Source organism: Neobacillus niacini (assembly GCF_023715785.1).
Classification (GTDB): Bacteria; Bacillota; Bacilli; order Bacillales; family Cytobacillaceae; genus Neobacillus; species Neobacillus niacini_E.
Map to the genome: position 1 here is coordinate 215,298 of NZ_JAMBOX010000001.1, position 23,872 is coordinate 239,169.

The window sequence follows — 23,872 nt, forward strand, 5'->3', positions numbered from 1 at the left end:
AAAAATACGTCCCTTCCCTTTAAAGATTCGGAAATTTTCCGGACCCTGTTGTAATAGGTAATCCTAATAATACCAGATAATCTTTTAGGGAAAAAACCTTGTCATCTAATAACTTTAATGGTTGTGGGAATTCTTGATGGAGATATTCATAAAAGAAGTTGTTAACGGTAAAAACGATGCTTAAAGAAATGGGGTTTCTTTTTAAAATTTGAATGGTTTCATAATAGTCGTACAGGGGAACTCCAGCGATTGCCCCCATTTCCGGAACGATTCATAGGAGCATACTGGGAGCTTGGACTCCTTTGTCCACCGGCAACGTTCCGTTTTCGTGATGCCCAAAAATTCTTCCAACGCTAATGGATGCAGCGCAAGAACCTCGGGATATTTCCTGATTATGTTTAATTGCAGGTGCTCATTTCCTCGATTTTTTCAATAAAAAGGGCGACTAACTCAGGCTTCTTCAACTTTGAAAGCGAATCCCGGCTTGAAACTAGTTCCGCTGCCAGTTGATCTTTGTTAAGCCTTCTGACAAGCATTTCGTCTAAAAACAATTCAAACACCTCCTTTTTTCAGAACGTTTGTTCTGTTTATTTCATCATACTCCTTTTGTTTTGAAAAAGACAAGCGATAACATTTTCTCGTACAAATTCCTTTTATCCAACCCCCGAATATATTGCCATTGTCAGTTTTTTAAAAAAGAATCTAAGAGGTGAAGCATGCTTTGAAGAAAAGGGCCCTGTTTACGATACCGCTCAGTTTGCTGCTGATTGCGGCGATTGTTGCCTCGTTTTTCCTCATTAATATCAAACCGGCCACAGGCGATGTGAAGCAAGCCCAACGGCTGAACGAATACACAAAACCCGCGGTGGTACGGATTATTGATTACGCTGTTGTACAGTGGCAGTTTCTCGACTACAACCCCGATGTTCAGGCTGTTTTTGAGCGGCTTAACTATCAAACTTTAATTGGCGGCTCCGGCTCAGGTGCCGTTATTAGCGCGGACGGATATGTCGTCACCAACGCCCATGTGGTGGAGTTCGGAAAAATGGAGGACCAGGCAGTTGCCGATGCCGCTTTTGAGCAGCTGGTAGCCATAATGGCGGATTACTTCCAGGTAGATTTCAACGAGGCCTTCGATTATTTGGTTGCCTGGACCCAGTACACAGGAATACAGAAGGCGACCAAGGTGATTTTGCCCGGCGGCGATGTGCTTGATGGAGAAATAAAAAGCTACGGGGCGCCGATTAATGAAGGGAAAGATGTGGCAGTTGTAAAAATTGAGGGGAAAAATCTGCCGACGATCCCGCTTGGAAAATCCGATGACATCGAAAGCCAGCAGGACATCTGGGTCAGCGGCTACCCTGCAGCAGCGGATTCCGACCTGTTGTCTCCAGATTCATCGCTTGTTTCGACGATGAACGCGGGACAGATTTCCGCTACTGATAAAAAGACGGAGCAGGGAAGCCCGGTTATTCAGATTAACGCCGCGGCAACCCACGGCAACAGCGGCGGTCCGGTGATTAATGAGGACGGTGAAATTATTGGGCTGTTGACGTTTAGGGGCGACACGGTCAACGGTCAGGAGGTTCAGGGCTTCAACTTTGCCGTGCCAGTCAACACGGTGACAGAGTTTGTTAATCAGGCCGGTGTTAGGGACACAAAGAGCGATACGGACCGGCTCTATAAGGAAGGGCTCGATTTATATTGGGGCGGCTATTATAAGCATGCTTTGGAAAAATTTGAGGCGGTACAGCGGATTTATCCGAACCATTCCGAGATCAAGGAGTATATTAGCAATTCCGAGAAAAAGATGGGCGACAGTAAGACATTGTGGGCTGACTACGCGATGATGTTCTACATCGGTGATGGCGTTGCCGGGCTGCTTGTGCTGATTTTGTTGGTGTTTACTTTTGTTGGCGGGCGGTCAAAGGGGCAGGCTGGGACCGCGGTGTTATCTGGTGCCGGGGTTCCGATAGCTGGAGTGGGCACTGGAGTTGAAGTTGGTGCAGGGGCTGCCGGGACCGGAAATGGAGCCGTGGTTGGGCCTCAGACGATGCAGGTACCTCCAGTGACGCAGACCGGAACACAGCAGCAGGAGCAAGTACCGCAGCAAGGACAGATGCCGCAGTCGGGGCATGCACCGCCAGCAGCTGCAGGACCCGAAACGAACATTGCCGACCTAAACAAAGACGGCAAAGTCGACATCCAAGACATCCTTCTCGCTCTAGAAGAACACCAAAAAAGGCAAAAGAAAAAGGAGGAATAAAGGAAAACTATCCAATTGGCGAGTCCGATAGGCTAAAGGATGAGGCATAGTTGAATTTTGCTTTACGGAAAAGCTGGCTCATAAGCTGTCAAACAAACCGACCGCTTATGAGCCGGCTTTCTTATTGAAGTTGTCAATCGAGCACAGGCGCAGAAGCTCGAAACTTGGAATTATAAGTTATCGACAATGAAAACATTGAATGTCCTCCCCAGATGGACAAAACGGGCATTTTGTCCACGGCTGGTGCCTGACACCATTATTGACACCATTATCAAAACGATTTTCTGTTAATATCCGCTGTTGATGTGGTACCATATTGACAGCGTTTATATTGTCCTATGTTCAAATTCTTTCCTAGAGGAAACTTTTCTGGGTTTGTGCATATAAAAGGATAACTGAATAATTTTTAGAATGTTATTGGTGAGTCAATGAGTCATTGATAAAAGACAGCCAATTTATTGGGAGGGGGGACGAAGGTGACTGAAAATCTGTTATTGGCATTTGGCTTGACCTTGTTTGCGGGTCTGGCTACGGGAATCGGAAGCCTTTTGGCGTTTTTCACATCTCATACAAATACAAAATTCCTGTCGATAACCCTGGGTTTCTCCGCCGGTGTCATGATTTATGTGTCGATGGTCGAAATCTTTGTGAAAGCCAAGGTCGCACTCGTAGATGCCCTAGGAACGGTTCCGGGGAACTGGCTGACAGTAGGAGGCTTCTTCGGCGGAATGCTGTTGATAGCGGCTATTGATAAATTTATTCCAAAACAGTCCAATCCGCATGAACTAAGAACGGTGGAGGATATGTCCTCTAAAGGAAATGGCGGCTCCAATGGAAACGGGAACAGCGGGTCGCTTGCACTCGCGGATAAAAAGCCTGATTTATTAAAAATGGGGACTTTTACCGCGCTGGCAATTGGGATTCATAACTTTCCAGAAGGTATCGCCACCTTCACCTCAGCGCTACAGGACCCAAAACTCGGGATTGCCATTGCCGTCGCTATTGCCATTCACAACATTCCTGAGGGAATTGCGGTATCGGTGCCTGTCTATTTTGCCACAGGCGATAAGAAAAAGGCGTTCCGGCTCTCGTTTCTATCAGGCCTGTCAGAACCAGTCGGAGCATTAGCCGCCTACCTATTCTTGATGCCGTTTTTGAACGAAGTAATGTTCGGCGTCATCTTTGCCTCCGTTGCCGGAATCATGGTGTTTATCTCGCTTGACGAACTGCTGCCGGCCGCAAAAAGGTACGACGAAGCGCATTTATCAATTTACGGCTTAATCGGCGGCATGGCCGTGATGGCTATTAGCCTGCTGTTGTTTATTTAAACAATTAAAAAATCCCCTTCATTATCGTTTCATAGGTTGATAGAACTTGGCGATTTTAAAATATCATATTAGGCAGTGATGTAAATGATTTGGGTATACTGGATGTTTTCCTATTTGCTGGGGAATATCCTGTTTGGCTTCATTATCACGAAGTTTATTTTTCAACAGGATATTAGAACTGGCGGGAGCGGCAATGTCGGGGCAAGGAACGCCGGGCGGCTTTACGGTAAAAAGGCTTTTGTCCTTACCTTTCTGGGCGATGCGTTAAAAGGAGGAGCCGTTGTGCTAGCCGGACGTTATCTTGGGCTTTCGGAGCCTGTACAGTTGGTCGGCCTGGCACTTGCGATTATCGGACATATAAAGCCAGTTGTCCTTGGATTTAAGGGCGGTAAAGGAATTTCCACCTTTATAGGAGGGATACTCGCCTTCCAGCCCCTCGTGGCACCATTCGTAGTGCTTGCATTTTGGCTGCTCTACCCGTTCACCAAAAGCTTCACCCTTGCCGGCTTGGGGTCGTTCCTTGCGATTCCTGTTGTCCTGTATGTTTGGGGGGAAGGCTGGGCCAGCTGCCTCATCGTGTTGGGCATACTCGGATTACTGTTTCTGGCACACTCGGAAAATATTAAAGAAAGGATGAAAAAAAGTAGGTTTCTATAAAATGCGGACCTACCTTTTTTTGAACTTAGCAGGAGTAGGGCCTTGTTTCCAACCGTCAGGGAGTGTCCGCCCCACGTGGACAAATTACGTAACTTGTCCACGGCTGGTGCCTGACACCATTACTAACCATTTTCAATCACACGAAAACAGATTCTCTTGATAGCTCTGGCCGATTCAGCTTAATCGCTTCCTCGATGCTTCGGTCAGTTATGTGCGGGCTCCCCTCCAAGTCGGAAATGGTGCGGGCGAGGCGAATGATTTTGATTTGGGTCCGGTTGCTCATGCCCTCTTTCATTAAAAGTTCCTGGAGGGTCCTCTGCTGGCTGCAGCTTAACGGGCTTGTTTTCATCAGCATATCATAAGGAACTCGGCCGTTGGGGATTTCCGCCCCGTAGCGGGCGTACTGCCTGGCACGAGCATGTTCCACCCTCGAGCGCACCGCCTGGGACGATTCCCCCTCCTGTGCTGTCCCCTCCTCCACCGCAAAATCCACCGGACCCAAACTCAGCTTGAGATCAAACCGATCCCGCAACGGACCGGATAGTTTATTTTGATAAAAATGAATCTGCCTCGGCGAACAGGTGCAATAATGACGGTTAGAGCCGGCATATCCGCATGGACAAGGATTCATTGCCGCCAGCAAAATGAACGATGCCGGGTAGGTTATCGTAGCATGGGTTCTGCTGATGGTGATGGATCCATTTTCCAAAGGTTGTCGAAGCATGTCCAGTGTCTTTTTTGAGAACTCCCCCATTTCATCGAGAAATAACACGCCATGATGAGCGAGCGAGATTTCTCCCGGCTTCGGGTACTGGCCGCCACCGATAATCGAGACGCCAGAGGCTGAGTGATGAGGATTGCGAAACGGCGGAACCCCGGCCTGCGGGTGTTCCACCCGGCTTAGCTGGTATAGGCTCAGTACCTCAAGCTGAGCCTCTTTCGATAAAGCCGGCAAAATGGATGGAAAGCTCCAAGCGAGCAAGCTCTTCCCACACCCAGGCGGTCCGGTCATCAGCACGTGATGCCCCCCGGCAGCGGCAATTTCAAGCGCCGCCCTTGGAAGTGGAATGGCCGATGATTTGTTGAAAATCGATGGTATCCGCACTGGTCTCGCGTTCCTCGGTTTTTTTTTCAAAAAAGGCCCTTGATCCTGAGACATGAGATCGCCCGGATAAATGGCCAATGACATCCTGCAGGGATTCGACATAGATGATATCCATCTCGGTAAAATCAAGCTGAGGCAGCTGAGCATCAAACGGTATATAGAGACTTCGCACCCCAAGTGTCTTTGCTGCGAGGACAGCCGGCAGCAGACCCTCGACCGGCTGAACCGCTCCATCCAGTGACAGGGCGCCAACGAATGCAGTATCAGCAGGAATAACGGCTTCCAGCTCATGAAGGCAGCCCAGCACGCCAATGGCCATCGGCAGGTCAAACATCGAACCCATTTTCTTTTGGTCGGCCGGGGAAAGATTAATGGTGATTTTTTGCCCATGAGGGGTGTAGCCTAACGACCGGAGCGCTGCAATAATCCGCTCCTTCGACTCCTTGACCGCGGCATCAGGCAGGCCGACAATTTTAATCGAATCATTGCCGGCATGTGAACTCACCTCAACATTCACCCGATAGCCAGCCATTCCCTTTAAGCCTATGCTTGTTACCTTTGCCCACATGATGACCTCTCCCCTTCAATGAAATAAATCTTGCCGTCTTCCCAATAAAATTTGTCCGTGTAGCGGGATCTCATATAATGCCGGTAGGTCTCGGTTGGGGGCTCCGGAAAGTAGGATAAAATTGGCCGGGGATCGACGAGAGGGTTCGGGCCTGAATTTGGACGCGAGTCAACTTTATTCTCAGCGAAAGCGTAGGCGCGGTAGCTGCTCCACGGATAATCCTCAGGGGTGTCCACCATCCCGGCCGCAACCGGGTTCAAATGAATGTATTTGCTGACATCAATTTCGTATTCGGGAGAATTCAACAGTTCCGCGCCATATCGCTTTTCGAAAACATGCCCGGAGAAATCGTACTTTCTGTTAAAATACTTGGCATACTTGGTGTTGAGATGCTTCATGATGGTGCTGAGCGGGGTCTCCAGCGTTTGCAGCTGAAGATGCGTGTGATTCGACATTAAACAATAGGAATGGAGAAAAAACGGGTAGCGGCTCTGCGTTTCCTGAAGCAAGATAAGATACATCCCAAAATCCTCATCCTCAAAAAACAACTGACTCCGGCGAATCCCCCGGCTCGTCACATGAAACTTTGCCCCCTCAAACCATAATCGAACACTGCGAACCAAATCGACCACTCCTTCACTAATTTAATAGGATTATAAGTTGGGGTTATTACCATTGATACCGTGGCATACCACATATTGGTGTCAGGCACCAATCGTGGACATTTGTCCTTCTGAGGTGGACAGTTGGTTGTGAGTTAAGTCTGTGAGGTAAAGTGTGGGATTGCGATAGATTGCGATTGTGGAGGTTCTTTGGCTGACTTCTTTATTATACTAAGAAAATAGAGCCAGGTCGCTTTGGAAGCGGGAGTTAACAAAATGTTCAAATTGTCGATAAAGGACGACTGAGGGTCACTGTAACCCTTTCGTAATGAATAAATAGGCCAAAAGGGTCATATTTATTTTACAATACAGCGCAGATTAAATCTCACCGAGGGAGGAAGGTCTCTGAAAGTGGTTAGGTTGTTACAACGTTTGCTAGGTGTTGTCCTGCTGGTATTCGGCATTTATCTAATTTTTGGAGCGGACCAATTCTATGGGGTTCTGCTCATCATACTGGCATTCTTAATTTTCCCCAACGTCAATAAAGGAAAACAACGGTCCTACAGCCATGATTATGACGGCCGGGATTACCACCATGATTCTGCTTTTGATTCGGGCGGCTCGGATGGCGGCGGGGATTCAGGTGGCGGCGGCGGGGACTAGACCGGATTTTTCAAACGAAAAACCCCCGAATCCCTGCCATCGGGGGTTAATGCCCTTCAACCACTTTTTGAAAAAACAGCTCCTCTGACCTCCGGCACCGGAGAAAATCGCCACTGGCATCTGACCTTCATTTATTTTTCATAAAATAATACAAAAACCAAACCGCATGATTCTGCTCATCGGCCGCCGATCTTCGGAATAAGTCCTTAACAAACGGGTCCGTCGCCTGATCGGCAATCTCCAGATAAAAATCCACCGTTTTCTGCTCATCCACCAGGGCAAACTCCAATCCCTTGGCATACTTGTTCGGACATTCTTCGGCAATCTTTGCCTGCGGCGGTCTCCCGGTCAAGCCCTGATACAGCTGGACAAAGTTCTGGTAATGCTTGACCTCATCCTGTCGAATTTCTAGGATTTGTTCCCGCTCCGCTTTATTCCCTGCCAAATTGGCCAATTTCGCATAACAATCAATTGCACTATATTCACCATTAATCGCTTTTTCAAGGTCACTAATGAACTTATTAGATTGCCGGGCCATCGCATCCAGATAATTGGTAAAGGGGTACATCTTGAGCCTCCTCCTCGATTTTTTTCTCATTGTATATCTTATGGAACGGATCCTCTTTGGGTTCTTGTCGAAATATTTCCCGTTATCCTATCCGTACAGTTACATTTTTTACACGTTGTGTGCGTTATAGTGGACGTGAATCTATTAAAAAGGAGGCCTTTTTTTGAAAAAGAAACGCATTTTATCGGTCCTTTCCACCACAGCTTTGGCGGCAAGTCTATTCACTGTTCCGGCGCCGGGACTTGCCGCGTCAAAATCTCCGCCCACACCGCAAGCGTCCGCGTCCTATCAAATTGAATCTACCAAACTATTTAACCCTCAAGGGCATGAAATTAAGATTGTCAGGGATTCTTATGGGGTGCCGCACATTTATTCCGAAACCGACGCTGCCCTATTCTTTGGAGTCGGCTATGCCACTGCTGAGGACAGGCTTTGGCAGGCGGAGCTGTCAAGGATTGTCGCAAACGGGAGGATGGCGGAATTTTTCGGGGGAACACCAGCAAATCTTGGACAAGACCAGGTGATTCGCCGTGACGGCTACACCGACGAAGAAGCGCTGGCCCAATTCGCCAAGCTGCCGGACTATGTAAAACGCGGGCTGCAGGGCTATATTGACGGGATCAACCATTACATAGTAACGACACCGGCGGCAGCGCTGCCTCCCGAATTCCGTGGCATTAAACCAGCCAAATGGACAATTGTTGATTCATTAAAAGTCCAGCAGTTGATGGTGCGCCGATTTGGAGAGAGCGGCGGCGGTGAAATGAGCACTTCGATCGCTTGACCAAGCTGCAGCAGAAGTTTGGTCCCGAAAAAGGCCTTCAGGCTTTCAACACGATCTTTTTGAAAAATGACCCGGATGCTCCGGTTTCACTTCACTCTAAACCGGATAAATCCGTAAAGAAAGCGGCAAAGCTGGTTCCTGCCAAATTCCCGAACAGCGAAAAGGTCGCTGAGCAGCTTGAAAAGGAACAACAGATGAAGCTGGATATCGAAAAAGCTTATGGCTTCCCGCATAAGGGTGGTAGCAATGCCTGGGTGGTCAGTCCGTCGCGCAGTGCAACAGGCGGAACGCTTCTCCTCGGAGGTCCGCAAATGGGCTTTTCTGCACCGCAAATTGCCCATGAAATCGGCATTCATGGCGCTGGCTACAATTCCGTCGGGATGGCATTCGTCGGTGCCAGCCCGATTCCACTCATCGGCCGTGGCAATGATTTTGCCTGGACAACCACAACCGGAATGGGCGACCAGATCGATACGTTTGTTTTAAAAATAAACCCTGCTAATCCAAATCAATACTGGTATAAAGGTAAATGGACCGATTTTGAAGTCCGTACCGAAACGCTAAAGGTGGCCGGTGGCAACGCGATTCCACTCCCGATTTATCGCAGCGTCTACGGACCGGTTGTATATAAGGACGCTGGTGTAGCCTATACCCAGAAACGGGCCCACTGGGGCCAGGAAATTGAAGCGATGGTTGGATTTTATGATTTCAACCGTGCCAGCAATGTAAAACAGTTCGAGGCAGCGACGAAAAAGATTCCAACGTCGCACAACTCATGTGCTACAGGCCGATGATGGAGAGTTGGGGAGCATGTATAACTTCCTTGGTGAACTGGATTTACAGCAAATGGTTCGGGACGGCCTGCAATATGCTGTGGAGCATCCTGCTAAGGAACATGCATGCAAGCCGTTGGATCAATGGCTGACTACAACTTCAAAAATAAAATTCGACCAGCTCGGCGCCCGTGGAGTTGAGCCGATCCTCAACATGAACCGCGGGACCTACAACCAAATTGTCGAGTTTTCCAAGGTCCAAACCAAGAGTGTCAACATCCTTCCGCCAGGCCAAAGCGGCGATCCGCGTTCACCGCACTTTGATGACCAAAGATTGCTTTATGCTAACTGGGAGTACAAACCGATGATTCTCGACCTAACCAAGCCTAATAAAAAGTAAAAAAAGCCCCCTTCGAACATTTATGTTTAAAGGGGGCATTTTTTAAAGAGATGGTTCGTAGACGGTTTCTGGAATCTTTTCATAGTCTGCTCGGTTCAAATTCTTTACAGAGCCATCAGCAACACCGTTCAAAATGCCGTAAAGTCCAGTTTCCACTGCTTTACGAGCTGGCCTTTCTTCTTTTGCCCTAGGCTGTGGCTTTGGCCTCTTACTTCAAAGAGGATAAGCTGTTTATGATATTTACGAAGATTTAGTCATTAGTGGAAGTTGGGAAATATCTGAGGTTATATGAAGAAAAACAAAAAAGAAAACGATCGTTATTAGCTCTATTAGCGACAGATGTCTTTCGAAAAGTTTGGTGTCCGCCCCACGTGGACAAAAAAGCCAATTTGTCCACATATGGTGCCTGACACCAATAACACTATTGACACCATTACTACACTTTACACATTATTCCTCTTTGTAACGTGCATATTGGAGGATTCCGTCTGCGACGTCCCTGATTAATTTAGTCAGGTAGTCTCTGTCGGATAGTTTTTTGTCTTCGGCTGGGTTGGTCATGTAGCCCATTTCGACGAGGGTGCTGGGGGCTTGGGACCAGTTGAAGCCGGATAGGTCGTTGCGAAATTTGACCCCGTTTACTTTCACGGCCGGATTCTTGGCGGCTGCCTCGATGATCATTTGTGAGGCCTTCAGGCTATCCTGATAGATTTCTTTGGTATATGGACTGTTTGCCGCCGGCGTTAACACTGAAAATCCGCTGACGGTCGGGTCCTCTGCCCCATCCGCATGAATTCGAACGAACAAATCGGCCTTATTTTGGTTGGCGATTTCCGCTCGCTCGCGGTTGCTTATATTGACATTATGGGTCGTCCTTGTAAAAATCACCTGTACCCCATTTTTCTCGAGCATTTCCCCCAAAATGAGTGAGGCCTCCATTGTCAAGACGTATTCTGGCTTTCCAGTGGCAACCCCTGTTGTGCCGCCCGAAACCTTGATTTTCGTTTCCGTGGCATTCGGGCCTACCGGCTCCTTCTCCAGGTTAGCCCTCAACTGGTGTCCTGGGTCTATGACCACCACAAAGCCGTTATTATCATTCGTTTTTTTGGTTTCATCGGAAGCTCCCGGTTCAGGAACAGCAGAATCACTAGTCGCTGGAGAATCCTCTATCTTAGCAGCAGCCTCTTCCACACCAGCTTGTTGAGAAGTGTCTTCCGATGGGCCTTTTTCCGCCACATCATCGGCCTTCTTATTGGGTTTTGCTGTCTTCGCCACGTCAACCTGAGTTGCAGCATTTCCGGTATTGCTATCTTTTTCCCCGACTTTACTAGCATTAATAAATATATAAAACGGAAACAGCGCCAGCAGTATGATGATCACGATTGCTATCTTTCCTTTATGCAGCCTCACCTTACCAACCCCAGTAATTAAATTCTCGGTAATACATATATTCGACAGAATTCCCGTTTATCCTACCCATTTCGCAAAATAATTAGCATAAACGATTTTAACTGACACATATCTGTCATAGTAGTTAATACCTATCCTGCTTTGTACCCCTTGCCCATCATTTCATGGACATTGTGAATCGTCACGTAGGCCTGCTCGTCGATTTCGTGAATCAAATTCTTCAGCTGGACGATTTCCTGTTTATTGATCACGATGTAGAGGAGTTCCTTCTTCTGGCCGGTATAGCCTCCGTGGCCGTCCAACACGGTGAGGCCGCGCGACATTTTTTCCGTAATCATCGCTAGCACCCGGTCAGGCGAATTCGAAATAATTAATACCGCGACCCGTTCATCCAGCCCCTCGACGATGAAATCGATCGCCTTCGCCCCGACAAAGACCACCAGCAAGGTGTACATCGTTTTTTCCAAGCCAATGATAAAAATCGATCCCGCGACAACAATGATGTCGAGAAGCAGCATCGCCTTGCCAATGCTCCAGCCAACATACTGGTTGGCGAGCTTAGCAAGGATTGTCGTTCCGCCCGAAGAGCCCCCGGCCCGGAATATCAAACCTAATCCCACACCGACCAACAACCCGGCAAACAGCGATGCTAGCAGCAAATCGTCGGTCAACTTTTTCCCGATGCCCTCTGTTAAAAATAAAAACCCGGAACTGGATGCAATGGAAATGAGGGTATAGATAAATGCTCTTTTTTCAAAAAATTTGTAGCCAACCACAATAAGCAGTGCGTTAATGACGAAATTCACGACCCCCGGGGACCATTGGAACAAATAATAGGTGATGATGGTGATCCCTAAGATGCCGCCTTCGGAGAGTTGATTTGGTATTGTAAAATAATTTACACCCAATGCAAAAATGAGCGCACCGATCAAAATATATAACAAGTCTTTTACTGTTTTATTCATAGTTGACTTCCTTTTTTATTTATTATTCTATAACAATACTTAAAATTGTCTACACCTCCCACTCGCTATAGCGGCGGGTCTTTGAGAATCATCGACCTTAAGCTGGAAAAAGTTCGAGGCAAATGGTCGGGGGCAGATTCGCAGTCTTCGATTCGGGGAATCTATGAAGATGTGAAAGATTCCGCTGGAAAAACAGTGACGAAAAGGACAAGAGCCAGTTGCATCTATCGTTAAGGCTGTTACACCAGACCACTAAGCAACAATCAAATACGTGAATACCCCAATTGGCAAAACTACCGATGACATGCACAGCTATTTTGCTCTGGTCCACCGGGTTTAAGTACACGTTCACCTTTGATGATGCTACGAAAACCGGCAAAGTCGTCAAAATCTTCCTTCTGGACGGTAGTAAAATTAATCCGAACAAAGAGTATTCTGTCGTCGTGAACAATTATATGTACGGAAATGCCAAATATGGCATTGGTGCACTTTCAACAGGGCTCGAAATTGGTCCTGAGGATTTACAGGCAACTGTGGACTTTGTAAAGTCACTTCCAAAACCTTTCGAATACACTGTGCCTTTGGAGACGAGTCGAACACTGGCGTTACAGTTCCCTGGAACATCGCCAGCGCCCAATTGCCATCGGCATATCTCCGTTCCTATACAAAAGAGTGCAAAACGATACACACTCAGGTCATTAATAGTTGCCCCAATTGAGGATGTCCGTCTGTGGAGGACATTTGTCCACGATTGGTGCCTGACACCAATACTCATCTTTCCAAGGTATAAACCTGTTATTCCGGGTTTAGAATGTGGGTGAGGTGGTGTTGGAATGCGTTGGTTGTTGGTTTTGGTTTGGGCGGGGGCGATTTTTGTTCTGACGTGTAATGCCAGTTTCCGCGGCCTCGTTGAGTCGGGGATGGTTCGGTTTGAGTGGGACCCGCAGCCGATGTTTGGCCAGTTGCTTGATCCATTGCCTGAACGGATGAGCTCAGACTTCCTGATGCAAAAGCTCGGGCATATTACCGCATTTTTTATTCTGACTGCCTTACTGCAAACAAAGCTACAGTCAAACAAGGTGATCCTGTTAGTGGCGATCTCCTATGCGATTCTCACTGAGTTACTTCAATTATATTTTGCTCGTGACGGAAGACTATTCGACGTAGGTTTTGACACGGTAGGGGCTTTGTTAGCACTAGCTGCAGAAAGTCTTTTTACGAAGCTGGGAGCACGACAATCTATTCAGAAATAACCCACTTAAAAGATGAAGCCAACCAATTAATGGCTGGCTTTTTTTAATTGACTGGGTTCTTTATTGATTAACCAAGTTTGCTAATTGAGCGGATAATTGTTGTAATTCCTGTTTTCCCAATAAGTTATTTACAAATTCTTTCGGGATTTGATCAAATCCGAAGGCCAGACCGGCCAATCCCCCTGCGATTGCGGCAACGGTATCGGTATCATATCCCTCATTTGCAGCGCCAATAACAACAGCCTCGAGCGTCTCACTGGTCAGCATCCAGTACAACACCCAGCGCATTGTATTTACGACAAATCCGTCCGGAGGGCACGCAGGCTTCTCATTAGTTAACGCCGTTTCATAAATCGTTTCCCGAATCTCGTCTTTAATCGCTTTCTTTAAATCTTTACCTTGGAGAACATGATAAGCAATCCGATAATAAATGACACAGGCTTCGTCGGCCAGTGAATCGTAATGGGTCATTTGAGACTGCTGTCTTGTGATTTCTTCTTTCTTTTGGAGGTCCCGAAAGGCAAGGGAAGGGCAACCGGCAGGCACCGCATTAACGAACCATTACCGGCTGATTCCCCCCCTAGATACTGGTCATGGGCTTTTCGGGCAGCCGCAAACCAATCGCCGTCATAAATCGCAAACACCGCACGGATAATGTTGCCGATATCCTTTGGGTGGGTGCCATACCATTTTAAAAATTCCTCACCGATGGCCAGCACCGGGTCTTGCGGATTGTGGAGGATGCCCTTTGCCACACACAGCCAGCGTCATCGCCGTATCGTCGGTCGTTTCTCCTTTTTCAAGATGCCAGACTCCTCCGCCGATGATTTCCTTCAGGGTCCCGTATTTTCTGGTGATTTCCGCTTTTGTTAGAAATTCCGTCGTCCCCCCCAAGGCATCGCCAATTGCCAGACGAAATAAGGCCCCTTTTATTTTATTTAACATTGCTCCAAACTCTAATCTTTTATTTGATTTGGCACATTTACATTTAAATTTCCCAATTTTGATTCTTCATTGTTAAATTCGGGATAATCGGCGATTTTCCCTGCCATTTGGCACGCAAGCCTACTGATTATAGTCCCACATAATTTTCCACTCATCTTTTTCTTCGACAACAAAAACCTCCTGCATGAGGTCAAAGTTCCCGTATTTGCCTTTATACGTTTGCGTGACGGGGACTTTGTAGACATTTTTCATCGCAGGGCCATCCTTGGAGATTCTCCACTTGTCCAGTTTTTCTGCCTCGCCCAATGTATAAGTGAAGGTTTCGACCCCGAAATGATTCATGAATACGTGAGCGCGGTCCTGTATGTAGTCGCCTTTTGTGAATTTCTTCCTCATGGAGGAATGAAATAAATCCCATGAGTTGGAGAAATCCCCCTCCTGTTCATAACGATAAAACTCATTCACCACATCCACCGCCTCCCCTTCAGAAGAAACAAAGACACAGCGAACCAGCATGGCCACAGCAGCAAACACCAAAGTCCCTAAAATAATCCCCTTTAATAGAATAGACCTTCTTTTACGCATAACAATTCCCCTTTACCGATAATCACTTATTACAAACAATATGAAACCTCATGTCCAAATAGTCTCCATTTCCACTTGCGGTTCTAAATGCGTGCCGGGATGGTGTCCGCCCCACGTGGACAAAACCGAAAAATTGTTCACGCGCAGTGCCTGACACCCATGGAACGGTATACATCGTAGAAAATGGGAAAAATAAATTTAGATATTGAAATTCGAACAGAAAACGAATATTATTATAAAGTCTTTTATATATTGTTCGTGTTTTGGAGGAGCTATTATGTTTAAGTTGAAGGAAAACCAAACGAATGCGAGAACGGAGGTTATGGCGGGGATTACGACGTTTTTTACGATGGTGTATATTGTCGTGGTTAACCCGGTGATTCTTGCCGATGCCGGCGTCCCGTTTGAGCAAGTCTTTACTGCAACAATCTTGGCCACAGTGATTGGTACGCTATGGATGGCACTGTTCGCCAATTATCCGATCGCCATCGCGCCAGGAATGGGGCTTAACGCCTTTTTTGCCTATTCCGTCGTAGGCGGAGGGCAAAATATCAGCTATCACACGGCGTTTGCCGCTGTGTTCGTCGCCGGTTTGATCTTTGTGATCTTGTCGCTCACTCCCCTAAGGGAAAAATTAATTGATGCCATCCCTGATAACCTGAAGCATGGGATTACTGCAGGAATCGGCTTATTCGTTGCCTTTATCGGCCTGCGACTGACAAAGGTGATTGTCGCCGACCCTGTCAATCTGGTCAAACTTGGCGATCTCCATGCGCCATCTGCTATTCTTACCATCGTCGGGTTGGCCATCACCCTGATTTTAATGCTGCTGCGAGTCAACGGAGCGATATTTTTCGGAATGATTATTACGGGGCTGATCGCCTTTTTTACCGGTCAGCTATCTTTCGATAAAGGCTTCCTGTCGTTGCCATCCCTCCCTGAGGGGCTTATTATCGCCAATCCTATTACAGCCCTTGGCGATGTCGTTCAGTACAGCCTGTATGCCGTGGTATTTTCGTTTATCCTGGTAACGATTTTCGACACAACGGGAACGATGATTGGCGTAGCCAACCAAGCCAATCTCATGAAAAACGGCAAGCTGCCGCGCGCGCGTCATGCACTGCTGTCGGATTCCATTGCAACCGCAATCGGAGCGATGTTCGGGACAAGCCCGACAACGGCTTACATTGAATCTACGTCCGGGGTTGCGGCAGGAGGCCGGACAGGATTGACTACCTTAACCGTTGCCGGTCTATTTATTCTTTCCGCTTTCTTTGGGCCGCTTGTCAGCGCTGTTTCCGGCATTTCAGCCATCACCGCACCAGCGCTGATTATTGTCGGCAGCTTGATGATGGGCAGCATCTCCAACATCCGGTGGCATGATCTCGACGAAGCATTTCCAGCGTTTTTGACGATCTTAGCGATGCCGCTGACCTCCAGCATCTCAACCGGAATAGCCCTAGGGTTCATCAGCTACCCTCTACTCAAGCTGGTCAGGAGAAAATGGAGTGAGGTCCACCCACTGGTATATGTTTTTGCGGTGTTGTTCTTTATTCAATTGGCATTTTTACAGCACTAAAAAACAGAAAAAGTCCAATTCGCGACCGTAGTCGAATTGGACTTTTTCTTTAATATTTCTGATTTTGATGCCAGTTCCAGGCGTCGGAGATGATTTTCTCTAGGTTTCTTTCTGCCTTCCAGCCAATCTCCGAGTAGATTTTCGCTGAGGAGGCGACCAGTCTTGCCGGGTCGCCGGCACGGCGGTCGGCCAATTCGACGTTGGCCTTCAGCCCGGTCACCTTCTCACAAGTTTCGATGACTTTCTTCACGGAATAGCCAAGGCCGTTACCTAAGTTGTACATCTCGGCAGACTTTTTCCCAGAAAGGAGCGCCTCAAGGGCAAGGATGTGTGCGGATGCCAGATCGGTAACATGGATATAATCACGAATACAGGTACCGTCCTCCGTATCGTAATCGGAACCGAAAACAGCGACCTTCTCTCGTTGCCCTAATAACTGCTGCAGCACAATCGGAATTAAATGCGTTTCCGGGTCATGGCTTTCCCCAATCGCGGCCGATTCATGAGCCCCAGCGGCATTAAAGTAACGCAGGATTATATAGTTTAAGCCATAAGCCTTTGAAAAATCAGCCAGCATCCGCTCCACCATCAACTTCGAATGGCCATAAGGATTGATTGGCGCTGTTGGCGTCGTTTCATCAATGATATTTACAGTCGGAATCCCATATGTAGCAGCCGTAGATGAAAAGATAAAGTTTTTTACATCGAATTTCATCATAACTTTTAATAGAGTTAAAGTCGATGCCACATTATTTTCGTAATATTTCAATGGATCGACCACTGACTCGCCCACCAGGCTATTCGCGGCAAAATGCATCACCGCTTTAATCGGATAGCTTTTAAAAATCATTTCCAAATCGTCTTCGCTGCCCAGGTCTCCTTTTACAAAAATCGCCCGGCGATCAATGGCCTCAGCATGGCCGGTTGACAGATTATCCAGGATCACAACTTCTTCCTTTTCAACTAATTCCTTCACAAGGTGGCTGCCGATGTAACCAGCCCCGCCAATCACCAGAATCATATTGCATTTCTCCTTAAACCAGATTCATTTCCCTTCCATATTATATCATTTTCAATTCGCCGCTTCCCAAATTGGGAATTTGACAATATCCTCCAATCATATAATTACCATACGTCAGGAACAAATTTCCCCCAGCACCCTGTCCATTTTCCTGCTATAAAGGTAAATAAAAAGTAGGAGGTACTGTTAGGTATTAATTCCTGTTTTTACAGTGGCAATACATGCCATGGTGCCTGACACCCTTGCCACTCTTGGCATTGTCAGTATCTAACAAAGGGGGCCTGACACCGCGAAGCCCAATCGGCCCGAACCTGTTACCGATTTTAGCCATACGATAATATGTATATTAGAAATGGAGGAGATGAAATGAAGATTTATTTGGATCCAGGCCATGGCGGCACTGACCCTGGTGCCCAAGGTAATGGTCTGAATGAGAAAGACGTTACGTTGAATATTGCGCTAAAGCTGCGTGATATATTGATTAATGAGTACCAAAATGTCGATGTCAGGATGAGCCGTACCGGCGACACCACCAAAAGCCTGGGCCAGCGGACAAGCGATGCCAATGCCTGGGGCGCCGACTTCTATCTGTCCATCCACATCAATTCGGCCAGCAGCGCGGCCCAGGGCTATGAGGATTATATTTATAACGGACTTTCTGATTCATCGTCTGCGGCGAGGTACCAAGCGGTCATTCATGAGGAGGTAATCAAAGTGAATGAACTAGCAGACCGTGGCAGGAAAAAGGCTAACTTTCATGTGCTCCGTGAGTCTAAAATGCCGGCGATGCTGTCGGAAAATGGTTTTATCAGCAATGCCCATGATTCGGCATTGATGAAACAGGATGCATGGCTTCAAAAGGTGGCTAGAGGACATGCGAATGGATTGGCGCGTGCCTTTAACCTGCAACGAAAAGCTAACCCATCAACTGCGCCAGCTCCAGCACCAGCGCCGACTCCTGCACCGGCTCCAGCAAATACGGTTTCCGGTACCCTATACAAAGTGATGGTAGGCTCATTCCACTCCAGGGAAAATGCAGACGAGCGTGTCGCACGGCTTCGTTCATTAGGGCATGATGCTTTTGTAGTGACAACCACCATTTCCGGTTCAACATGGTACCGTGTCCAGGTGGGGGCTTTTACAGACAGGGAAAACGCCGAACAGCGCCTCAAGATCATGGAAATTGCCGGCTTTACTGATGCGTTTATTATTGTTGATAATAGCAGCAGTGGTGGTGGAGGCGGAAGTACCGCTAGCAGTGGAAGCAGTGGTGGAGGCGAAAGTTCTGCACCGATAGCAGGGACCGGCACAAACAACGGCTCGGGCGGAAGTTCTCCAGATGTCGGCACTGGCACTAGCACCGGCACTGGCGGCGGGAATGGCCCAACGACAGGGTCAACGGTAGGAGCGAATGGTGATGCCGTTACTAACCGCGGCGAAGGTTCAGGAAGCATCCCCAAACCGCAGAACACACCTGTTAATTCTATTTTCGGTCCAACCCTACTGTCACCGGAATTTATGGACCGTTTTGTTAGAACCGTTAACCCAGATGCTCCAAAACTCGCTAACTATTATTTAACCTTTGGTGAATACTACGGAATCAAGGGTGATATTGCCTTTGCCCAGGCCATCCATGAAACAAACTTTTTCCGTTTTACCGCAGTTGTCAAACCGGGACAGGACAACTTTGCCGGCATCGGTGCCACCGGGCCTGATAATCCTGGAGCAAGCTTCCAAACACCAGAAGAAGGCGTTCTTGCCCACATGCAGCATTTATACGCCTATGCCACAACAAGCCCGCTGCCAAACCAATACCCGGTCGTCGACCCTCGGTTCCATCTTGTCCCACGAGGCTCAGCGCCAACTTGGACCGGACTAAACGGAAAATGGGCAGTCCCCGGCACAACCTATGGCCAATCCATTCTAGACCTCTACAAAAGAATGGTCCAATTCTCGATCCAAACACTCGAGACAATCCGCGGGGAAGTGACCGGATAACCAGTTCGGTACGGTAAATACGGTAAATTTCCCCTTCCGCCCACAATTCCCATTAATAGGGAAATGGTGTCAGGCACCACAAAAAGACAAATCCCCCAATTTGTCCACCCTACACGGACAAATGCCAAATTTTTATGCCTGGCACCGAAATTTTTCATTGGGTGGTGTCACGCCCGGACGGGGGGCGGGCTTGGTACATATTTTGCGTTTGTAGGTGATGTCGGGGCTAAGGGAAAGACGTAGATGTATATAACAGCAAAGCCGCCACTCACAATGAATGGCGGCTTTCGTTATTTATCCAATGTAAAACCCTATTTTTCCGAGCTGCTCAGCGTTTTCCATTCGTTTGAAAGCCTCGCCAAACTCCTCTAATGAATACATCCGGTCTACTACCGGCCTGATTTGATGCTTCTCCACAAATTCCAGCATCTCGCAGTATTCCTCACCGCTGCCCATTGTCGAGCCAAACAGGCGGTATTGGCCATAGAAAAAGTCACGCAGGTTGAATTCGACCACATCGCCCGCCGAGGCGCCGAACGTCACCATCGTGCCGCCCGGGCGCAGCTGCTTCAGCGACTTGTTAAACGTTGCTGCCCCGACACACTCAATCACAAGGTCCATCTTCTCGCCGCCAAGCGCCTGCTCCCAGTCTTCATTGCTGTCAAACGCCCGGTCAGCCCCTAGTTGAAGCGCCTTTTGACACTTTTCCGCAGAACGGGAGGTCACATACACAGTCGCACCGGCCGCTTTGGCGAACTGCAATAGCAACGTCGCAACACCGCTGCCGATGCCCGGGATCAGCACCTTCAACCCTTCGCGTACCTGCCCCTGCGTAAACAAGGCCCGATAGGCGGTCAGTGCTGCCAACGACAACACCCCGGCCTCTTCCCACGTCAAATACGCAGGCTTCGGTGCCACATTTTCCGCGGGTACGACGACATGCTGTGCAAACGTCCCGTGGAACGGCAAACCTAAGATTTCAAACCCTTGTGGCGGCGCATCCGATTTTTCCCTCCAGCCAAGGCTCGGATTCACCAGCACCTCATCGCCAATCCCAACACCCGTAACGCCTGCTCCAACGGCATCGACGACACCGGCTCCATCGGAACCTATCACAAGTGGCGGGTCGGTCGGCTTATGCCGAACAAGCACGAACAAATCCCGATGGTTGAGCCCTGCTGTTTTCAGTTTAACCCGTACCTCACCTGCTCCTGGCTGGAACTCCTCAATTTCCCGGACGGCCACCCCCTGGAGGCCGGCTTGTCCTTCATGAACTACTGCTTTCATAATAAAAGTCACCCCTGTTTTCCCGTAAAAATTTTTCAAAAACTATGTAATAATTCCATAATACTCTGAAAAATAGGTTTTTTAAACCTTAATCTGACTCCCAAGATCCTTCAATTAATCGCTCTCGATTTCACCAATACTAAATTCCCATCCATTTTCTGTATCCATTTTCCCAGTTTTCTGCTATTCTATTCAATGAAAGTCTGTATTTTATTGGAGGACAAAAAAATGAGAAGCAACAAAAAGAACCGCAAGTGGCTGAAGGTCACGGGGATTATTCTATTATTATTAATTATTGCCGGTGGAGCTTATGCTTTTTCTGTCTATAAATCTTTTAAAACTGCTGTTGATACGATGCATCAGCCGATTGAACGGAAGCAATCTGAAAAACGCGAAGAACCTGTTGCTTTCCACGAAAAGGATCCTTTTTCTGTTTTATTGCTGGGGGTCGATGAACGTGAAGGCGACAAAGGGCGTTCCGACTCGTTGATTGTTCTGACGGTAAACCCGAATAACAATTCCGTCAAAATGCTAAGCATTCCGCGTGATACCCGGACTGAAATCATCGGCAAAGGGAAAGACGACAAAATCAACCATGCCTATGCGTTCGGCGGCGTTCCAATGGCCATGGATACGGTTGAAAACTTCCTTGATATCCCAATCGATTATTACGTCCAGATTAATATGGAAGGCTTTAAAGATATCGTCGATGCTGTTGGCGGGGTAACTGTTCAAAATGACCTTGATTTTACCGACGGCGGGGTCCATTTTGCCAAAGGTGAAATTACCCTTAACGGCGAACAGGCGTTAATTTTTTCAAGAATGAGATATAACGACCCTAGAGGTGATTTTGGCCGGCAGTTAAGACAGCGGCAGATCATTCAAGCAGTAATCAATGAAGGGGCAAGCGTTTCAAGCTTGGCCAAATTCTCAGATATCTTCAATGCTTTGGGTAAAAACGTCAAGACCAACCTCACCTTCGGGCAAATGATGGACATTCAAAAGAACTACAAATCGGCCGCAGGAAACATTCAACAAATGGAAATCAAAGAAACCGGCACAAAGATCAACGGTATTTATTATGGTTTGGTCGCCAAGGAAGAACAGCAAAGAATTCAAAACGAATTAAAAGCGCAATTAGAGCTTCAATAAGCAAAGAGAGAGCGGATTGGTCAACCCACTCCGCTTTTTTTTCGTTCCATGGGTGACATTGATGCGATGCGGTAGTAAAATCAACAATATGAAAAAATTCGAACATTATAAGGGGTGCGTAGCAATGAAGTTAACAAGTGAGGAACTTGAGATTTTAAAAATTATTGAAGAGAACCACCGCCTGCCAATTGAGACGATTGCGATGATGGCCATGACCAGCGAAGAGGAAGTACAACGCACGATTAAGAAATTGGAAGACGTAAAAATCATCATGAGCTATCCAACGTTAATCGATTGGAGCAAGGTCGAAGGCCAGGAAGGCGTGGTCGCGATGATTGATGTCAAGGTAACGCCCAAGCGTGGCGTCGGCTTTGATGAAGTGGCAGGAAGGATTGCCCGCTTCCCTGAGGTTTCCTCCCTCTATCTGATGTCTGGCGCCTACGACCTTTCCATCACCGTTGAAGGCAAAACGATGCAGCAAATTGCCAGCTTCGTCTCGGAAAAATTATCGCCGATCGAAAACGTCGTATCGACGACGACTCATTTCATGCTGAAAAAATACAAGCATGACGGCGTGATTTTTGACGACGGCGACGAAAAAGACCGGAGAATGGTGGTTACACTATGAAACACGATTACGCCAGTTATATTTCCGACACCGCAAAAGATCTGAAGCCGTCGGGGATTCGCAGGTTTTTCGACCTTGCCGCTCAAATGGAGGGCGTGATTTCCCTTGGGGTCGGTGAACCGGATTTTATCACCCCTTGGGGCACTCGTGAGGCCGCCATCCTGTCGTTGGAGCAAGGCTATACGTCCTACACCGCCAACCCAGGGCTTTTCGAACTGCGGCAGGAAATTACGAACTACCTAGATTCACGGTTCGGCGTTCAGTATGATCCGAAAAATCAAATCATTGTCACCATTGGTGCGAGTCAGGCGATCGACCTCGCCTTCCGCGCGATTTTAAACCAAGGCGACGAGGTGTTGATTGTTGAACCGGCGTTTGTGTCGTACGGGCCATTGGTCGCGATTGCCGGGGGAACCCCTGTGCCCGTGTCCACCATTGCCGAGAACGGTTTTAAGGTAACACCGGAGCAACTCGAGTCTGCGATTACTAACCGCACAAAAGCGATTCTCTTGTGTTCGCCGAATAATCCAACCGGGACAACATTGAACAAAGCGGAGCTTTCGGCGATTGCAAAAATCGTTGAAAAACACGACCTCATCGTCGTGTCGGATGAAATATACGCGGAGCTGCTCTACGAGGATGAGCCCTACACAAGCTTCTCCTCTGTTGAAGGCATGTATAAGCGGACCATCTTGATCAACGGTTTTTCGAAAGGCTTTGCGATGACCGGCTGGCGCCTTGGCTTTCTTGCTGCGCCAAAGGAATTGGTCGAAGTGATGCTGAAAATCTTTCAATATACGACCATGTGCGCGCCGCACATGCTGCAGCATGGCGCTCTGGAAGCCATGCGCAACGGCTACCATGAAGTTGAAGCGATGCGGGCGAGCTACCGCCGCCGCCGCAACTATGTCGTCCAGACGCTGAACCAAATCGGCCTGGATTGTCACACGCCGGGCGGGGCCTTCTACGTGTTCCCGTCGATCAAATCGACCGGGCTCACTTCAGAACAATTCGCTGAGGAACTGCTGATGCAGGAAAAAGTCGCCGTCGTTCCAGGAAGTGTATTCGGGGAAAGCGGTGAGGGCTACGTCCGCTGCAGCTACGCAACCTCGATGCAGCAGCTACAGGAGGCGCTGAAGCGGATGCAGCGGTTTATTGAGTCGAGGTGTCCCGTTATCCGTACAACTCCATAAATTATCCTTTTTGGTCGCCACCTCCCTTGTGGAGGCTTTTTTTATTCCTCTAGCACCTGTCCTTTATTCACTTCCACCGTTCCTCATTTTCGACATTACTTACCATTCTGAGTTCTACCACAAACTATATTGTAAGAATAGT

General features: G+C 48.0%; 25 protein-coding genes and 1 pseudogene. 14 read left to right on the forward strand and 12 right to left on the reverse strand.

Annotated features, from left to right (window positions below):
• Positions 1–398: 398 nt before the first annotated feature.
• Positions 399–551, reverse strand: a complete 153-nt coding sequence (locus M3234_RS01065; protein ID WP_262302904.1) for a hypothetical protein — start codon at positions 549–551, stop codon at positions 399–401.
• A gap of 170 nt (positions 552–721) precedes the next feature.
• Between M3234_RS01065 and M3234_RS01070 the strand changes: the two genes are divergently transcribed.
• The 3 genes from M3234_RS01070 (at position 722) to M3234_RS01080 (ending at position 4,251) form a co-directional block, all read left to right on the forward strand.
• Positions 722–2,266, forward strand: a complete 1,545-nt coding sequence (locus tag M3234_RS01070; RefSeq protein WP_262302905.1) for a S1C family serine protease — start codon at positions 722–724, stop codon at positions 2,264–2,266.
• A gap of 476 nt (positions 2,267–2,742) precedes the next feature.
• On the forward strand, positions 2,743–3,594 hold the full coding sequence (gene zupT, locus M3234_RS01075; RefSeq protein WP_262302906.1) for a zinc transporter ZupT: 852 nt from the start codon (positions 2,743–2,745) through the stop codon (positions 3,592–3,594).
• An 84-nt stretch (positions 3,595–3,678) separates the two neighbouring features.
• The gene (locus M3234_RS01080) at positions 3,679–4,251 is read left to right on the forward strand and encodes a glycerol-3-phosphate acyltransferase (RefSeq protein WP_262302907.1); all 573 of its coding nucleotides are present in this window, start codon (positions 3,679–3,681) and stop codon (positions 4,249–4,251) included.
• A 136-nt stretch (positions 4,252–4,387) separates the two neighbouring features.
• Here the strand turns inward: M3234_RS01080 and M3234_RS29630 are convergent.
• Both M3234_RS29630 and M3234_RS01090 read right to left on the reverse strand, forming a co-directional pair.
• Positions 4,388–5,924, reverse strand: a pseudogene (locus M3234_RS29630) (YifB family Mg chelatase-like AAA ATPase).
• A complete protein-coding gene (locus tag M3234_RS01090; RefSeq protein WP_262302908.1) occupies positions 5,909–6,547 on the reverse strand; it encodes a transposase in 639 nt (212 codons plus the stop codon). Before M3234_RS01090 ends, M3234_RS29630 begins: the two are co-directional and overlap by 16 nt.
• 390 nt (positions 6,548–6,937) lie before the next feature.
• Between M3234_RS01090 and M3234_RS01095 the strand changes: the two genes are divergently transcribed.
• A complete protein-coding gene (locus M3234_RS01095; protein WP_262302909.1) occupies positions 6,938–7,189 on the forward strand; it encodes a hypothetical protein in 252 nt (83 codons plus the stop codon).
• A 127-nt stretch (positions 7,190–7,316) separates the two neighbouring features.
• On the opposite strand, the gene M3234_RS01100 is transcribed toward M3234_RS01095, so the two are convergent.
• Positions 7,317–7,757, reverse strand: a complete 441-nt coding sequence (locus tag M3234_RS01100; RefSeq protein WP_262302910.1) for a ferritin-like domain-containing protein — start codon at positions 7,755–7,757, stop codon at positions 7,317–7,319.
• Between the two features lie 163 nt (positions 7,758–7,920).
• On the opposite strand from M3234_RS01100, the gene M3234_RS01105 reads away from it, so the two are divergent.
• Genes M3234_RS01105 through M3234_RS01115 form a run of 3 tightly spaced genes read left to right on the forward strand, consistent with a single transcriptional unit; the run spans position 7,921 to position 9,714 of the window.
• Positions 7,921–8,541: a penicillin acylase family protein gene (locus tag M3234_RS01105; protein ID WP_262302911.1), complete on the forward strand. Its 621-nt coding sequence runs from the start codon at positions 7,921–7,923 to the stop codon at positions 8,539–8,541.
• Positions 8,538–9,335, forward strand: a complete 798-nt coding sequence (locus M3234_RS01110; RefSeq protein WP_262302912.1) for a penicillin acylase family protein — start codon at positions 8,538–8,540, stop codon at positions 9,333–9,335. The genes M3234_RS01105 and M3234_RS01110 overlap by 4 nt, the downstream gene beginning before the upstream one ends.
• A gap of 16 nt (positions 9,336–9,351) precedes the next feature.
• The gene (locus M3234_RS01115) at positions 9,352–9,714 is read left to right on the forward strand and encodes a penicillin acylase family protein (RefSeq protein WP_262302913.1); all 363 of its coding nucleotides are present in this window, start codon (positions 9,352–9,354) and stop codon (positions 9,712–9,714) included.
• Positions 9,715–10,164: 450 nt separating this feature from the next.
• Here the strand turns inward: M3234_RS01115 and M3234_RS01125 are convergent, their stop codons facing one another.
• On the reverse strand, positions 10,165–11,124 hold the full coding sequence (locus M3234_RS01125) for an N-acetylmuramoyl-L-alanine amidase (RefSeq protein ID WP_262302914.1): 960 nt from the start codon (positions 11,122–11,124) through the stop codon (positions 10,165–10,167).
• 131 nt (positions 11,125–11,255) lie between these two features.
• Entirely contained in the window at positions 11,256–12,089 is an 834-nt protein-coding gene (locus M3234_RS01130; RefSeq protein WP_262302915.1) for a YitT family protein, read from the reverse strand.
• A gap of 284 nt (positions 12,090–12,373) precedes the next feature.
• Between M3234_RS01130 and M3234_RS01135 the strand changes: the two genes are divergently transcribed.
• Positions 12,374–12,910, forward strand: coding sequence for a 5'-nucleotidase C-terminal domain-containing protein (locus tag M3234_RS01135; RefSeq protein WP_262302916.1), 537 nt, complete (start codon positions 12,374–12,376; stop codon positions 12,908–12,910).
• Between the two features lie 12 nt (positions 12,911–12,922).
• Positions 12,923–13,342: a VanZ family protein gene (locus M3234_RS01140; protein ID WP_262302917.1), complete on the forward strand. Its 420-nt coding sequence runs from the start codon at positions 12,923–12,925 to the stop codon at positions 13,340–13,342.
• A 60-nt stretch (positions 13,343–13,402) separates the two neighbouring features.
• Here M3234_RS01140 and M3234_RS29480 read toward each other — a convergent pair whose 3' ends face one another.
• From M3234_RS29480 to M3234_RS01150, 4 genes are all read right to left on the reverse strand, one after another.
• Positions 13,403–13,813 carry an ADP-ribosylglycohydrolase family protein gene (locus M3234_RS29480; RefSeq protein WP_396953912.1) on the reverse strand — a complete coding sequence of 137 codons (411 nt, stop codon included), beginning with the start codon at positions 13,811–13,813 and terminating at the stop codon, positions 13,403–13,405.
• On the reverse strand, positions 13,810–14,097 hold the full coding sequence (locus tag M3234_RS29485; RefSeq protein WP_311315615.1) for an ADP-ribosylglycohydrolase family protein: 288 nt from the start codon (positions 14,095–14,097) through the stop codon (positions 13,810–13,812). Before M3234_RS29485 ends, M3234_RS29480 begins: the two co-directional genes overlap by 4 nt.
• Positions 14,045–14,287: an ADP-ribosylglycohydrolase family protein gene (locus M3234_RS29490; RefSeq protein ID WP_311315616.1), complete on the reverse strand. Its 243-nt coding sequence runs from the start codon at positions 14,285–14,287 to the stop codon at positions 14,045–14,047. Before M3234_RS29490 ends, M3234_RS29485 begins: the two co-directional genes overlap by 53 nt.
• Before the next feature lie 120 nt (positions 14,288–14,407).
• A complete protein-coding gene (locus tag M3234_RS01150; protein ID WP_262302918.1) occupies positions 14,408–14,872 on the reverse strand; it encodes a hypothetical protein in 465 nt (154 codons plus the stop codon).
• Positions 14,873–15,149: 277 nt separating this feature from the next.
• On the opposite strand from M3234_RS01150, the gene M3234_RS01155 reads away from it, so the two are divergent.
• A complete protein-coding gene (locus tag M3234_RS01155) occupies positions 15,150–16,451 on the forward strand; it encodes an NCS2 family permease (protein ID WP_262302919.1) in 1,302 nt (433 codons plus the stop codon).
• 49 nt (positions 16,452–16,500) lie between these two features.
• Here M3234_RS01155 and galE read toward each other — a convergent pair whose 3' ends face one another.
• On the reverse strand, positions 16,501–17,472 hold the full coding sequence (gene galE / locus M3234_RS01160; RefSeq protein ID WP_262302920.1) for a UDP-glucose 4-epimerase GalE: 972 nt from the start codon (positions 17,470–17,472) through the stop codon (positions 16,501–16,503).
• Positions 17,473–17,838: 366 nt separating this feature from the next.
• Between galE and M3234_RS01165 the strand changes: the two genes are divergently transcribed.
• A complete protein-coding gene (locus M3234_RS01165) occupies positions 17,839–19,470 on the forward strand; it encodes an N-acetylmuramoyl-L-alanine amidase (RefSeq protein ID WP_262302921.1) in 1,632 nt (543 codons plus the stop codon).
• A gap of 294 nt (positions 19,471–19,764) precedes the next feature.
• Here the strand turns inward: M3234_RS01165 and M3234_RS01170 are convergent, their stop codons facing one another.
• The gene (locus tag M3234_RS01170; protein ID WP_262303546.1) at positions 19,765–20,757 is read right to left on the reverse strand and encodes a zinc-binding dehydrogenase; all 993 of its coding nucleotides are present in this window, start codon (positions 20,755–20,757) and stop codon (positions 19,765–19,767) included.
• 228 nt (positions 20,758–20,985) lie between these two features.
• Here M3234_RS01170 and tagU point away from each other — a divergent pair, with 228 nt between their 5' ends.
• From tagU to M3234_RS01185, 3 genes are all read left to right on the forward strand, one after another.
• On the forward strand, positions 20,986–21,909 hold the full coding sequence (gene tagU, locus M3234_RS01175) for a polyisoprenyl-teichoic acid--peptidoglycan teichoic acid transferase TagU (protein ID WP_262302922.1): 924 nt from the start codon (positions 20,986–20,988) through the stop codon (positions 21,907–21,909).
• Between the two features lie 124 nt (positions 21,910–22,033).
• The gene (locus tag M3234_RS01180) at positions 22,034–22,537 is read left to right on the forward strand and encodes an Lrp/AsnC family transcriptional regulator (protein WP_262302923.1); all 504 of its coding nucleotides are present in this window, start codon (positions 22,034–22,036) and stop codon (positions 22,535–22,537) included.
• Positions 22,534–23,730 (forward strand): aminotransferase, encoded by a 1,197-nt coding sequence (locus M3234_RS01185; protein ID WP_262302924.1) that lies wholly within the window; start codon positions 22,534–22,536, stop codon positions 23,728–23,730. Before M3234_RS01180 ends, M3234_RS01185 begins: the two co-directional genes overlap by 4 nt.
• Positions 23,731–23,872: the final 142 nt, after the last annotated feature.